The sequence below is a fragment of the Pseudogemmobacter sp. TB195 genome (assembly GCF_058313095.1).
Window position 1 is genome coordinate 1 of the sequence record NZ_JBZEGG010000051.1, and the last position, 12355, is coordinate 12355.

A 12355-nucleotide genomic window follows, 5' to 3' on the forward strand; every position below is an offset into this window, starting at 1 on the left:
GCATGGCTCAGGGCCGCCGGGTTATAGGCGCTCTCGACCTCGATATTGGCCCGGTAGAAAAGTGCCCAGTCGGTGACGGAGAGCCCGGCCTGCCTCAGCGCGGCATGGCCGCCATAGCGCAGCGCGGTGTCTTCGATGCCTTGCAGGATCTCGGGACTGGCGGATGCGGGCCGCGGCGTGGAGACACTGGCATCAGTCTCACCATCATCCCGCGGTGTCCCAAAGAGGAAGAGCCGCTCCGGCGTCTCGTCGCCAAATTGGCGCATGAAGCCAATATCGGATGACACCGAGGCCAGTTGGCCGTCCAGCGCCACCCTAAACACAAAGCCCTCGGCCCTCGCGCCAGCCGGAGCGATCCCGGCAAGGACGCAAAGGGCCAGAAGAAGGGTTGAACCCTCAGCCCTGCTGCGCGGGCGCGAATTCCGGCAGTTGGTGAAGAGAGCGGCCGCCCTCGTCGAGCGGAATATGCGCCGTGCGCATTCCGATATCCGAGAGGAAGCTGACAAGCCCGGCAACGGTCTTGAACTCACGGGCCTTGATGTAATTGCGGCTGGTGACGACGATCTTCTCATCACCGCCAGCGGGCCCGATCGCCCGCACATACCAGGAACCATACCAGGCGTTGAGGCGCTTCTCGGCTGCGGTCCGACAGACCACTTCGGCCGAATAGCCCTGTGCCAGCAGCTGTCGCAATCCGTCTTCTGTAACCACATTCGGGGCGTCTTCTAGCATGGTCTCCCCGCGGCTCCTCTCCATTGAATGGGTCAGGCCATGGGGAATCAAATCACCATAGCCGTAGCATTACACTATTATTGATAGCAATGATTATTTCATGCCTTGACGGCAGATCATCGCTCCATAAGGGTGGATAGCCCAAGACTGTGACAAATCAAAGCAATGACGGGGCCTCGTCCGAAACATGGTGAAGATGCGCCTCCTACCCTGCCTTGTCGCGATCATGGTGAGTTGCTCCGCCGCCTCAGCATCATGCAATCCCCCGGAACGGCCCTGGCTGCCGAGCGACCCGGCTGATGTACGGACCTATGCCGATCTGATCCGGGAAGACTTCGAGGCTTACATCTCCGCAGTGCAGGAGTATTTTCGCTGTCTCGATGCCGAGCGCGCCCGGGCCTTCTCTGAGGCACAGGAGGTCAGTCAGGATTACGGTCGCTTCCAGAGCGTGATCGGGAACTGAGGCAAAAATCGGATGCGCTAGTCACACGGCAAGCAATGCAAGAATGTTGCATTCAATAATGGTGTATCGTAGCGATAGGGGGTAACTGAGCGAGTCGCCTCCATGTACCCTGCCCTTCGAACTACCCTTATGACCGCCTCTCTGGCTGTGACTACCGCGGTCTCAACCCCTGCACCCGTTCAGGCGCAGACCTACCAGATCGACTGTGCCATCCTCCTTTGCCTCGCCGGCGGATGGCCAGCGTCCGTGCCTTGCGCGCGGGCCCGCGCCGAGTTCATCCGCCGCATTACGCCCTGGCCGGTCGAGCCGCCCCTGCAGATCTGGCGTTGCCCGATGGGCGCATCCTTCGGCGGTGAAGCGCCGCTCAGCCCGATGGAGCGGCTCTATGACATTGCGTTCCGCGAGCCGCATGAAAGTACCCTGCAGACCCCTATCAAAGTGCCCGGGCTGATCCTCGCGCAGGCCGGGGAGCAGGCCGATATCGACATCTCCGGTGATGCCTTCGATTTCGTGCGAAGCATCCGCGTTTATCACATCCAGTTCAGCCAGCATCAGAACCGCGATGGCGACTGCATTCGCAGCGATTCCACCCGTCTCGGCTCCTATGGCACGCAAGGCGACTATGGCTGGACCCGATCCTCAGTTGGTGCTGTCCCGGAGGCATCTGATCTCGCGGTGCCGGAGCATTGCCGCAGCTATTCCTGGCGCTCGGTCTTTGTGGACTGGCGTGACCATGCCGGAAACTACGGGTCTGAAGAGGTCCGCTATTGAAAAGCCGCCGGAGCCTTGCGGCCCCGGCGGCTCTCTGTGTCGGGGACGCTCGATCCCCTTTTTGAAGACGACGCCAGACCAAAGATCCAACACCAAAACCTCAAAGAACACTCACCTAGCCAAAGTGTTCTAACCCATCCTTTGAGGTTGCGCAACCAATAATGTTATATTGACTGCACTTGTGTTGTATTGCTTCGAGCCTGGCGCGTCGTATCGGAGACGACGATCATGGAACTCACCACTGGCGCCATCCTTCGCCGCATCACCCACACCGACCTCACCTGCGCCGCACACAAGCTTGCGACCCTCATTCTCGACGGCGTCGCCTGGAAGGAGGGCTACAACGGCCTGCCCCATGGCACCGCCGCCTTCACCCTAAACGACCTGGCCGAACGGATGGAGGTCTCGCGCCAGCATCTTCACAGCCTGCTGACGGAGCTGGCCACTTCCGGGCTGCGGCTTCTCCGCCATCGCGGTAAGGGCAGGTTCGCGCCCTGGCTCTTCCGGTTCGGGTGCTGCGATGAGCAAGATCTCGACGATGAGGTGTCAACCACAGCTGACAATTCGCCTTATATAAGAGATTCAAACAAAAATGTATTTCATGGAACAATCATGGTGGATCGTGGCGGACCTGAACCGGCAGCGCGCTGGCTGGCACTAATCGGGAAGGCCAAGACCGCCCTGCCCTGCCGCGCGGCAGACAGCCGGCACATCTGGGATCGCTTCCGGGAGTTCAACCGGCGGCGTGGCCGTGAGGCTGTGCCGGCGGGGTATCTGCTCGGGTTCATGCGGAAGTGGAGGGGCAATTGTGGTGAAGTTCGGCCGGGCCCGCCTCCACAAGCTGCCAAGTCAATCTCGCCAGAGGCCAGGCAGTTGCAACGTCTGATGGCGCCAGCCCCGTTCATCAACCGATATTTCCACGAGCGCGATTTGAAACGGGCGATCGGAGCTGAGGCTTACGCAGCGCGCGTTACCGAAATTCGGATCCGATTTGGATGCTCGGGATTACAGGCGCAGTTGGCCGTACACGGCATTGCAGTCTCAACAGGCGAGATTCAACGATGAAACACCTCTTCGCCTCTAACGTCATCAAAATATAAAGCCGGCCAAACATCAACGTCGCCCAGGAGCTCAATGATCGGCATTTTCAGGTGGAGGTCCGCATATTAGCCCTGACAATGGGTGAGAATTGCCACTCCCTGCCTGCGCCAATTACCGGAGCTTACGCATATATTCTGGGCAACGAAGTCCATTTTTCCCTGCTCCAGCTGAATCGCTTTCGAGAAGGACACTTGTCTATTTCTAAATCCACCCACAGAGCATATCGCCGTCCTTGGTTAAGCATCCAAATGGCACTGAAGCAGTAACTCAGTGAAGCAAGCGATCACCTCGTCCGACAGTTGCCATATTCCAGCCAGAGCGCACCAGTCAGATCCGGGAGGGGCGTCCAGCACGAACGACAAGATGATCATCGCCAGAAGCATCCGGCCGCGGCGATTATGGACCAATGGCGTCTAAGCCTCTGGATAGAAAATGCCGGCCCCGAATATCCAGATATGCGCCACCAACCCGGCAGGCAGCGCCGAAGCCGATTGGCACCGACAAACGCCCGAAAATCCACAGGCATGGGCAGTGAAGTCAGTGTCTCCGTTCAAAAGTTGAATCTTTTCCTCCATTGCTTGCAACAGGGGAAGTGTTGGGCCGGGGATCTCCCGGCCCAATCCTCGCTCAGTTCTTCAGTGGAATGCGCCTGACCTTCGCCTGCGCAGCCTCGGTCTTTGGCAGGGTGATAGTCAAAACGCCGCTGCGGAAACTGGCCTCGACCGCGCCCTCATCGATGCCCGAAGGCAAGGGAATACGCCGCTCGAAACGGCCATAGACACGCTCCGAGAATTGGCGCTCGTGGTCCTGGGTCGCACTGGTCTTCTCACCTCGGAGCGTGAGCAGGCCGTCTTCCAGCAGGACCTCGACATCCTGCTCCTCAAGCCCCGGCAGTTCCGCCGTTACCCGGATCGCACTGCCGGTCTCGCAAATCTCGACGCTCGGCCAGGTCGCGCCCGGCCATCCCGTCAATCCACCCCCAATGCCAGAAAAGCCCGGCAAGCAGGTGTCGAAAGAGCGGAAAAAGTCGTCGAAAAGACGATTCACCTCGCGGTGGAAGGTCACAAAAGGGTCGCGCGGTTCCTCGCGCCACTGTTCCGGGGGCGGCGCGTCACGAAAGGAGGTGTCGCGATCACGCCACCAAGACAGGTTGCGGGTCCAGCTTTGCGGGATAAGATCCTTTACACTCATGATGTTCTCCATTCAGGCCTGAACAGACCGCGCACCCTGCGCATCGGGATTACCGATGCGCAGGGCTTTGCAGGTCGGGTTCAGGAATTGTCCGATCAGGCGGCAACAGGCTCGGGCTGCTTGTCTGTTGCCTTGGCGGCCACAAGGCGCGGGGTCTCCCCGACAGGAGCAGAAGCGCTCGCGATTTCGATGCGGCGCGGCTTTTTCCCTTCGGGGATTTCGCGCTTCAGAGCGACCTCAAGCAGGCCATCGGCCAGCGACGCCCCCTCGACCCAGACATGATCGGCGAGTTCGAACCGACGCTCAAAAGTCCCGGCCGGAATGCCGCGATGGAGATACTCGGCCTTGTCCTCGACTTCCTTGCGTCCCGCGACGATCAGAACATTGCCGTTCTGGGTAAGGGCAAGGTCAGACTCGCGGAATCCCGCGACCGCCATGGTGATACGGTAGCTGTTCTCATCCAGGCGCGCGATGTCATAGGGGGGCCAGTTATCCGGGCCATCACGACGGGAAGCCGCCTCCAGCGTGGTCAAAAGCCGGTCAAAGCCGACGCTCGACCGGAACAACGGTGTAAAGTCAAATGTGGTTCTCATAGCCACATCCTCCATTGAGCAACATGGGTACAAGTTGATGATTTCGCCGGGATATCCGACGACAGGCGCCAGGTTCGGCCGCCTGCAAAATCCGATTTAGAAAACAGGATCTGCGTTTCAAGAGGAGAAGTTTGACGGGTTTAGATTTTTGTCAGCAGGTGCCGCAATCACCGGATGTCAGGTGCCAGACCCGCCCACGAGCCGGTCCTTCTCACTATTTACCGCCTCTTCCATCAGCGCCATCGCCTCGTGCGGCGGCAGACCCGCCGGCAATTGCGCCAGATATGATATGGTAATGCGGCCGGGCTTCTTGCCCCCGGACGTCCAAAACATCCCGGAATCATGTGCCAAAGGAACCACTGGCACCCCTAGGCTGCGATAAAGCGCGGCCACGCCCGGCTGGAAGCGACGGTGCCGACCCGGCCTGACCCTCGTACCTTCGGGAAAGATCAGGATCGAGCGCCCCTCGGCCACGGCCTCGCGTGCCTCTTTCAGCATTTTGCCGAGCGCTTTCGCGCCAGCCGCACGGTCGACAAGGATCATCGGCGCGTGCCGCAAGAACCAGCCAAAGACTGGAACTCGGGCCAGTTCGATCTTCGCCACAATGCAGACGTCGGGAATCAGCACATTGAAGGCCAGCGTCTCCCACGCCGATTGGTGGTTCGCAACATAGAGGCAGGACCCTGATTGCGGCCGGTTCTCGGTGCCGATCTCGCGCATGTCCAGATCAAGGATCCTGCGGGACATCGCGAAAGCGCCTCGGGCCCAGAACCGGATCATGCGACGGTTCAGGTCGGGGCGGCGCAGCAGCATCAGCAAAGGAATGACCGGGCTGAGGACAAGGGCCCAGCCTCCGATCAGGATGTCAAAAGTCCGGCTTCTGAGTTTCAGCATTGCCTATGTCTTTCCGGGCCTTCCACTTATGAAAGAGTCATTGCCACAGCATCGGCGCTGAGGGTGCTGGCGTCGGTTGCGGTCGGATGGTGACAGTCCTGGGCCAGTCGCACATCGTCAACCTCTCGGGGCGTTCGCTGGCCAGTTCCGGCGCATAAGCGTAGACTGGCCATCAATATTGCGCCGTCTTAAACGTGTTCAGACGCGCGCAGGTCTAAGCACCCGGTCGGAACCTGCTGCATTCGGGTTGCGGCCGGTAAACCAAAGGCTCACCGTGATACATGCGGGAATGGATCGGCTGCGCCGCCCCCGTATTTGATCATCCGATTGACAGGCTCGAGCCCTTGGCCCAACGCAGACATATCACCCGACCGATCACCTCTGCCCGTGTCCTTGTCGGGCACCGCCGATCACGGGGCAGCGACTTGTCGCTTGCGACGATACTCGCGGCAGTGGCCGGTGCGGCCAATGCCGGTGGGTTCTTCGCGCTCGGCCAGTATACCTCGCATATGACGGGCTATCTTTCGCAGTTGGCCGACAATCTGGTGCTCGGCAACTTATGGGTGTCGCTGATTGCGGTGCTGGCCCTTGGTGCCTTCATCACCGGCGCCGGCTTCAGCACCTATCTGATCAACTGGGAGCGCCTGCACAGCGCGCGGCGGCAATACGCGCTGCCGATCGCACTGCAGGGCGTCTTCCTGCTGCTCTTCGCGACCGGCGGCGTCTTCACCAGTGAGTTGGGCCGTCTCTTTGCCCTGTGCTGCCTGTGTTTCATCATGGGGATGCAGAATGCGACTATCACCAAGATCTCGGGCGCGCGGATCCGGACGACCCATGCGACCGGCATGGTCACCGATATCGGGATCGAGCTTGGCCGGGCCGCCGTTGCGCTCAGCGCGCCCGCCAGTGGCATCCGACCGGACAAGAGCAAGCTGCGCATCTTGCTGACACTGGTCGCAGCCTTCCTGGGCGGGGGTGTTGTCGGGGCGGTTGGCTTTGGCGAGATCGGCTTCTGGTTTGCCTTGCCGCTTGGGCTGACATTGCTCGGCCTGGCGGGCCCCGGCTTGCGGCTGCGATAGCGACAGTGGTCATCATGCCGCCATCGACCGTGCATCAAGGCTGCGCATCAGGCAACCTGCTGTGCAGCCTTGCGTTTGGCGTATCGCTGATCTCGGGCGGCTTTGCGGGCAGCCTCATCTGACAGGACGAGAGCGATACGTTTGTCCTGCGTAGATTGCCGGGCGTCGCGCGTTGCGATCTCCGCAGCTTCCAGCTGAAGTTGATCTTCGGCAAGCGCGGCCTCTTGCGCCGCGACGCGTTGCTCCTCGGCCAATCTCTCAGCATCTCGCGTAGCACGGCGCGCTTCACGCGCCCGCGCGATTTCCACGCGCTCCGCGCTCCGTGCCGCGAGACCCGGTGCTGCCGCCGCCTGGGCCGCCTTGAAGCTCTCGATCATCGAAAGTCGTGCACTGGTGGCATTGCCGCGCCGATCGGAAAATTCTTTCGTTCTCACTGCTTCTCTTACCTTTCAGAGTAGAGCGGCCTGGGCCGCTTGCTGATTGCGAGCGGCGTTGCCGCTATTTTGTAACCTGTTCGCTTTCGAGACGCGCTGCCCTCAAACGCCGGGTTTTCTCTGCACGTTCAGCCGCTTCGGTATTCTGCTCATCGAGGGCGCGGGTTCTTGACAGGAATTGCGACTGGGTTTTGTCGAACGCAGCCTCCGCGGTCTGACGTGCTCTGCTCATGGTGCCAGGCATAGAGGTTTCTCCTTCATTTGATGGCCGCTCTGCGGGCCGATTTCGGCGCAAAGAAATCCGGCTGATAAAACAAGACCTGCCCGCGGATCACTTGAGGAGCGATGCCTGAGAGATCATATATGTCGTCAGGCAAGGGCCGCTGTCTATATAGCGACGGCAAGCCGCGCCCAGCCGGATCAAGGCGATCCTTGGCAGTCGCATTCAGAAAGGCTCAGGCGGCCTTACGCATCGGATAGGCGACAAGGCTCTCCGGAACGAACCCTGCGGATTTCGCCGCAGCCGCGAAGGCACGGCGGGCAATGCCTACTGGAATGATGCAGTCCATCGCCCCGTTCACTTGTTGAAGTGCAATGGCATGCGCGTCATCCGCAATCGGCCATTTCCTCACCAGCCAGTATTTGACTTGCTCGATTGTGCTGAATTTCTGCACATCACCATCAGGCGACATGACAAAAGACAGGGGTTTCCCCCAGTTGATTTCTATCAAAAAGACTTCTTTCCTGGAAAGCGAATGGCGCGTGCAAGATGCAGCCCCGCCATTTCGGGGAAACCGGGTCCGATATTGCATCGATCCCGATTTCAGTGCTCAAGCCCGAAGATCAGGCGAGAACGAGGTTCATCGCGGATTCACGGCCATTGCGGTCGCGCTCGACATCGAACGAGACAGCCTGACCATCATTCAGCCCATGAATTCCGGCGCGCTCAAGCGCGGAGACATGGACGAAAACGTCCTTGGAGCCACCCTCGGGAGCGATAAATCCAAAACCCTTAGTGGAGTTGAACCATTTCACGGTGCCATTGGCCATCGTGATGTTCCTTTCATTGGTGCCACCCACAATATGTGATGGCCCGGCAAAGCTGAAAATCCAAAGCTGAGCCGAAAGGGACAGGTCCGAAAAACAGAAGATGCCCCTTACATATAGGGCAAGACCGCCCTGATTGCTATGAAAGGATTCCGAAACTGCGTCTCCGGGGTGGTTAGCCCCTGTTATCGCTGCAACCAATTCTTCCGGACTGGGCGCAAGCGACACAACACATCTGCCAGTGGCTTCGCTCTTGAAAATGAAGCGGGCCATCCCATCTCAACCGAGATCGTGAGCATTTTGGCTCACGATTACATATACTTCACCAACCATCCCACCAACATCCGTTTGGGAAACCGGGCCGATGCTGATCGAGACACAGAAGAACTGCAACACTTTCGAACTCCACACCCCTGCCCTGCCTTTCCGGGCTGCCCCGATAACACCAAGAGAGCACACCAGGCCATGGACCAGACCTGATCAAGGCTCTGCTCCTTCCCCCTCGCCAGTTGCACGAGAGACGGCCTTTGACGCAGCAGAAGCCGGGCTCACCCTTCGCTGGCTCAGAACGAGCCAATCGGAGAGCCCCCGCCTGCATCCGCAGTCGGGACCCGGGCGTAATCACAAATGGTGGTACATTGCCGAAGCAGAGCCCGGCTCATGGCTGCAGCTCGGCCTCCGGCGTCCCGCATCCGCCGAGCAGATCAGGAGCGCCGCATTGAGCGGCCGGTTGCCGGAGATGCTGCGCCGGATTGAACCCGCCATCGGTGACATGTTCCTCATTGAAGCCGGAACGCTTCACGCTGCAGGACCCGGCCTGACCATCGTTGAGGTGGCGGAAGGCAATCATTTTCCCCTCCTTCTCGAGCCCAGCGACCCCGCTCAGCTCCTCAGCGCCTGCGAGCAGGCGATCTGTGATCCACAACCCATTGCGCCGCTGCCGGGAGAAGCCATCCCGTTCTGGATCGCCCATGAGATGCTCGCGCCCGAACAACGCGTCATGCTGATGGATCCGCTGGCCTGCGTTGCTGTCGTGAACGGCAGTGGCACCTTCGGCAACCGCCCGTTCGAGGCCGGTCAGTGCTGGCAATTCAATGGACCGCTTGCAACGCGTGCGATTGAGCCGACAGTTCTGATCGTAGCAGAACGATGCGAACCCGCTCCCGGCAGTGACGATATCTGGCGGGCGCGGCGATAAGACGACCACAGTCGGGGCGAGCTCAACTGCCCTCGTCCCGGCATCCACCAGCTCACTTCCCCGAACGTAAAGAACGAGCCCCGCGATAAGACCGCGGGGCTCGGCGCGCTCTGGCTATTTCACCTCTTAGCAAGATGGCGGTCTGTGGCATTTCCCCGCCCCTCAGTGAGGGACGGGGTCGCGCGTGTTCTGATCAGAAGTCCATCCCGCCAGCAGGCACCGGCGTGGACGCTTCCTTCTTCGGCTTCTCTGCGATCATCGCCTCGGTTGTGATGAGCAGGCCAGCAACGGAAGCCGCATCCTGCAATGCCGTGCGCACCACCTTGGCCGGGTCGATCACGCCCTGCGCATAGAGGTCACCGAACTCTCCCGTCTGGGCGTTCCAGCCCCAGGTCGCCTCGGCGTTTTCGCGCAGCTTGCCGACGATGACGGCGCCTTCGGTGCCCGCATTGGCCGCGATCTGGCGCACTGGGGCTTCGATCGCCTGGCGAATGATCTCGATGCCATGCTTCTGGTCCGCATTATCCGTGGCAATGCCATCGAGCACCCGGGCTGCGCGCAGGAGCGCCGTGCCGCCTCCGGGCAGAATACCCTCCTCGACAGCAGCGCGGGTAGCATGGAGCGCATCGTCGACGCGATCCTTCTTCTCCTTCACCTCGACTTCGGTGGCACCGCCGACACGGATCACCGCAACACCGCCAACGAGTTTCGCCAGACGTTCCTGCAGCTTCTCACGGTCATAATCGCTGGTGGTCTCCTCGATCTGACCCCTGATCTGACTGACGCGCGCCTCGATATCGGGTTTTGCGCCAGCCCCATCGACGATGGTGGTGTTGTCCTTGTCGATGACGACCTTTTTCGCGCGGCCCAGCATATCGAGCGTGACGTTTTCCAGCTTGATGCCCAGTTCCTCGCTGATTGCGGTGCCGCCGGTGAGGATGGCGATATCCTGCAGCATCGCCTTGCGCCGGTCGCCAAAGCCCGGTGCCTTGACCGCCGCGATCTTCAGACCGCCGCGCAGCTTGTTGACCACCAGTGTGGCCAGGGCCTCGCCTTCGACATCCTCGGCGATGATCAGCAGCGGCTTGCCGGACTGGATCACGGTCTCCAGAACGGGCACCAGCGCCTGCAGGTTCGACAGTTTCTTCTCGTGGATCAGCAGATACGGGTCTTCGAGTTCAACCCGCATCTTGTCCTGATTGGTCACGAAATAGGGCGAGAGGTATCCGCGGTCGAACTGCATCCCCTCGACCACCTCAAGTTCCGAGATCGCGGTCTTTGCCTCTTCGACCGTAATGACGCCCTCATTGCCGACTTTCTGCATCGCCTCTGCGAGGAAGCGGCCGATCTCGGCGTCGCCATTGGCGGAAATCGTCCCGACTTGGGCGATCTCGTCGTTCTTCGTGACCTTTCGAGCCCTGATCTTCAGATCACCTACGACCGCCTCGACGGCCTTGTCGATACCTCGCTTCAGGTCCATCGGGTTCATGCCGGCAGCGACGGCCTTCGCCCCTTCACGCACGATGGCCTGAGCCAGAACCGTCGCCGTGGTGGTACCATCCCCTGCGGCGTCATTGGTTTTGGAGGCCACCTCGCGCACCATCTGGGCGCCCATATTCTCGAACTTGTCCTCAAGCTCGATTTCCTTGGCCACCGAAACGCCGTCCTTGGTGATGCGTGGTGCTCCGAACGACTTGTCGATCACGACATTGCGCCCCTTCGGCCCCAGTGTCACCTTGACGGCATTGGCAAGGATATCGACGCCGCGCAGCATTTTCTCACGGGCGTCCGAATGAAATTTGACTTCTTTGGCAGTCATTTTCTGATTTCTCCTCTACAGGCAGTTTCTGCGACTGGATTGCAGGGGAAGGCCTCAGGCGGCCTTCTTTGCGACGGAAGGCGCTTCGATCACGCCCATGACGTCGCTTTCCTTCATGATCAGCAGGTCTTCACCATCAAGCCGGATCTCGGTGCCGGACCATTTGCCGAACAGGATGCGATCCCCGACAGAGACGTCGAGCGGGATCAGCTTGCCGCCATCGTCGCGTGCGCCCGAGCCTACAGCCAGGATCTCCCCCTCCTGGGGCTTTTCTTTCGCGGAATCGGGGATGATCAGCCCCCCGGCGGTCTTCTCTTCAGCGTCGATACGGCGGACCAGAATACGGTCATGCAGTGGACGGAACGTCATATCGTTCTCCTCTTGGACAAACAGATTTTGAGAGGTTCCACCGCTCCGGACCGGCCCGGAAAGACCGGGCCCAGAGCGGGGCCGTGCGACCCGTGAGGCATCGCACGCCAGATGATTTTGGAAACCCGTAAAGAGGTTTCAAGAGGGGCAGGCGAAAATTTTGTCACTCACCGCGAAACCATGCTAACAGCATGTTATGACCTGACAATCCATCGTGAGGCCCACTCACATGACTTGAAAACCCAACCCCGCTGCCTCAGGATTGACCTGTCCGGGTTGTCAGAAAAGGAGGCAGAACATGACCCGTATCCATGGTCGGGAACTCCGCCTGCAGTTGGAAGGCTACGGCCTCACGACTGCGGAAATCCACTACCGCATGCCAGATCATCCGAGCATCCTGCAGACCTATGTCTGGCAGGAATACGACCTCGCACCGGGCTTCCCTGAACTGCGTGGCTTTCTGGAATTCTGGGAGGCCACTCTCGACGGGGCGCTCCACTCCGTCAGGGTTGCGCATCAACGCCTGATAAAACCCTCGGAATGGCAGGCCGTTGACGGGATCATCTCCATCCACTGACAGGGTTGGTTAGCAATTGTGTCTATTGATTGAGCTGTTGACGCCATACCTCTCCTGTTTTCAGGATTGCATTTGCGATGGTGATCA

Annotated in this window: 15 protein-coding genes and 1 pseudogene; 6 read left to right on the forward strand and 10 right to left on the reverse strand. The window is 60.0% G+C overall.

The genetic code is table 11. The features are described from left to right. Both AC4FS3_RS27780 and AC4FS3_RS27785 read right to left on the reverse strand, forming a co-directional pair. Positions 1–323: pseudogene (locus AC4FS3_RS27780) on the reverse strand (lytic transglycosylase domain-containing protein); the annotation flags it as partial. Positions 324–396: 73 nt separating this feature from the next. Next, on the reverse strand, positions 397–732 hold the full coding sequence (locus tag AC4FS3_RS27785; RefSeq protein ID WP_491023219.1) for a hypothetical protein: 336 nt from the start codon (positions 730–732) through the stop codon (positions 397–399). 196 nt (positions 733–928) lie between these two features. On the opposite strand from AC4FS3_RS27785, the gene AC4FS3_RS27790 reads away from it, so the two are divergent. The 3 genes from AC4FS3_RS27790 (at position 929) to AC4FS3_RS27800 (ending at position 3031) form a co-directional block, all read left to right on the forward strand. Further along, positions 929–1195: a hypothetical protein gene (locus tag AC4FS3_RS27790; protein ID WP_491023220.1), complete on the forward strand. Its 267-nt coding sequence runs from the start codon at positions 929–931 to the stop codon at positions 1193–1195. 246 nt (positions 1196–1441) lie between these two features. Then, positions 1442–1966, forward strand: coding sequence for a hypothetical protein (locus tag AC4FS3_RS27795; protein WP_491023221.1), 525 nt, complete (start codon positions 1442–1444; stop codon positions 1964–1966). Positions 1967–2194: 228 nt separating this feature from the next. Further along, positions 2195–3031 carry a hypothetical protein gene (locus AC4FS3_RS27800; protein WP_491023222.1) on the forward strand — a complete coding sequence of 279 codons (837 nt, stop codon included), beginning with the start codon at positions 2195–2197 and terminating at the stop codon, positions 3029–3031. Positions 3032–3694: 663 nt separating this feature from the next. On the opposite strand, the gene AC4FS3_RS27805 is transcribed toward AC4FS3_RS27800, so the two are convergent. The 3 genes from AC4FS3_RS27805 to AC4FS3_RS27815 all read right to left on the reverse strand — a co-directional run bounded on the left by AC4FS3_RS27805 (position 3695) and on the right by AC4FS3_RS27815 (position 5745). Beyond that, positions 3695–4258 carry an Hsp20/alpha crystallin family protein gene (locus AC4FS3_RS27805; RefSeq protein ID WP_491023223.1) on the reverse strand — a complete coding sequence of 188 codons (564 nt, stop codon included), beginning with the start codon at positions 4256–4258 and terminating at the stop codon, positions 3695–3697. 95 nt (positions 4259–4353) lie between these two features. After that, a complete protein-coding gene (locus AC4FS3_RS27810) occupies positions 4354–4851 on the reverse strand; it encodes an Hsp20 family protein (protein WP_491023224.1) in 498 nt (165 codons plus the stop codon). A 177-nt stretch (positions 4852–5028) separates the two neighbouring features. After that, the gene (locus AC4FS3_RS27815; protein ID WP_491023225.1) at positions 5029–5745 is read right to left on the reverse strand and encodes a lysophospholipid acyltransferase family protein; all 717 of its coding nucleotides are present in this window, start codon (positions 5743–5745) and stop codon (positions 5029–5031) included. A 425-nt stretch (positions 5746–6170) separates the two neighbouring features. On the opposite strand from AC4FS3_RS27815, the gene AC4FS3_RS27820 reads away from it, so the two are divergent. Next, positions 6171–6824 (forward strand): YoaK family protein, encoded by a 654-nt coding sequence (locus AC4FS3_RS27820; protein ID WP_491023226.1) that lies wholly within the window; start codon positions 6171–6173, stop codon positions 6822–6824. Between the two features lie 47 nt (positions 6825–6871). Here AC4FS3_RS27820 and AC4FS3_RS27825 read toward each other — a convergent pair whose 3' ends face one another. The 3 genes from AC4FS3_RS27825 to AC4FS3_RS27835 form a co-directional block, all read right to left on the reverse strand. Then, on the reverse strand, positions 6872–7258 hold the full coding sequence (locus tag AC4FS3_RS27825; protein WP_491023227.1) for a DUF6481 family protein: 387 nt from the start codon (positions 7256–7258) through the stop codon (positions 6872–6874). Positions 7259–7713: 455 nt separating this feature from the next. After that, entirely contained in the window at positions 7714–8070 is a 357-nt protein-coding gene (locus AC4FS3_RS27830) for a DUF982 domain-containing protein (protein ID WP_491023228.1), read from the reverse strand. Positions 8071–8101: 31 nt separating this feature from the next. Continuing rightward, positions 8102–8308 (reverse strand): cold-shock protein, encoded by a 207-nt coding sequence (locus AC4FS3_RS27835; protein ID WP_249495888.1) that lies wholly within the window; start codon positions 8306–8308, stop codon positions 8102–8104. Positions 8309–9023: 715 nt separating this feature from the next. Here AC4FS3_RS27835 and AC4FS3_RS27840 point away from each other — a divergent pair. Then, positions 9024–9503, forward strand: a complete 480-nt coding sequence (locus tag AC4FS3_RS27840) for a hypothetical protein (protein ID WP_491023229.1) — start codon at positions 9024–9026, stop codon at positions 9501–9503. A 193-nt stretch (positions 9504–9696) separates the two neighbouring features. On the opposite strand, the gene groL is transcribed toward AC4FS3_RS27840, so the two are convergent. After that, positions 9697–11322 (reverse strand): chaperonin GroEL, encoded by a 1626-nt coding sequence (gene groL / locus AC4FS3_RS27845; RefSeq protein WP_491023230.1) that lies wholly within the window; start codon positions 11320–11322, stop codon positions 9697–9699. 54 nt (positions 11323–11376) lie between these two features. Beyond that, positions 11377–11691: a co-chaperone GroES gene (locus AC4FS3_RS27850; protein ID WP_491023231.1), complete on the reverse strand. Its 315-nt coding sequence runs from the start codon at positions 11689–11691 to the stop codon at positions 11377–11379. A gap of 298 nt (positions 11692–11989) precedes the next feature. On the opposite strand from AC4FS3_RS27850, the gene AC4FS3_RS27855 reads away from it, so the two are divergent. Then, a complete protein-coding gene (locus AC4FS3_RS27855; RefSeq protein WP_491023232.1) occupies positions 11990–12268 on the forward strand; it encodes an usg protein in 279 nt (92 codons plus the stop codon). The last annotated feature ends 87 nt before the right edge of the window (positions 12269–12355 follow it).

Excerpts from the sequence above, each read along its gene's own strand:
- AC4FS3_RS27830 (WP_491023228.1), bottom strand. The coding sequence starts at position 8,070 with ATGCAATATCGGACCCGGTTTCCCCGAAATGGCGGGGCTGCATCTTGC.
- AC4FS3_RS27790 (WP_491023220.1), top strand. The coding sequence starts at position 929 with ATGCGCCTCCTACCCTGCCTTGTCGCGATCATGGTGAGTTGCTCCGCC.
- AC4FS3_RS27810 (WP_491023224.1), bottom strand. The coding sequence starts at position 4,851 with ATGAGAACCACATTTGACTTTACACCGTTGTTCCGGTCGAGCGTCGGC.
- AC4FS3_RS27855 (WP_491023232.1), top strand. The coding sequence starts at position 11,990 with ATGACCCGTATCCATGGTCGGGAACTCCGCCTGCAGTTGGAAGGCTAC.
- AC4FS3_RS27835 (WP_249495888.1), bottom strand. The coding sequence starts at position 8,308 with ATGGCCAATGGCACCGTGAAATGGTTCAACTCCACTAAGGGTTTTGGA.
- AC4FS3_RS27850 (WP_491023231.1), bottom strand. The coding sequence starts at position 11,691 with ATGACGTTCCGTCCACTGCATGACCGTATTCTGGTCCGCCGTATCGAC.
- groL (WP_491023230.1), bottom strand. The coding sequence starts at position 11,322 with ATGACTGCCAAAGAAGTCAAATTTCATTCGGACGCCCGTGAGAAAATG.
- AC4FS3_RS27785 (WP_491023219.1), bottom strand. The coding sequence starts at position 732 with ATGCTAGAAGACGCCCCGAATGTGGTTACAGAAGACGGATTGCGACAG.
- AC4FS3_RS27815 (WP_491023225.1), bottom strand. The coding sequence starts at position 5,745 with ATGCTGAAACTCAGAAGCCGGACTTTTGACATCCTGATCGGAGGCTGG.
- AC4FS3_RS27805 (WP_491023223.1), bottom strand. The coding sequence starts at position 4,258 with ATGAGTGTAAAGGATCTTATCCCGCAAAGCTGGACCCGCAACCTGTCT.
- AC4FS3_RS27800 (WP_491023222.1), top strand. The coding sequence starts at position 2,195 with ATGGAACTCACCACTGGCGCCATCCTTCGCCGCATCACCCACACCGAC.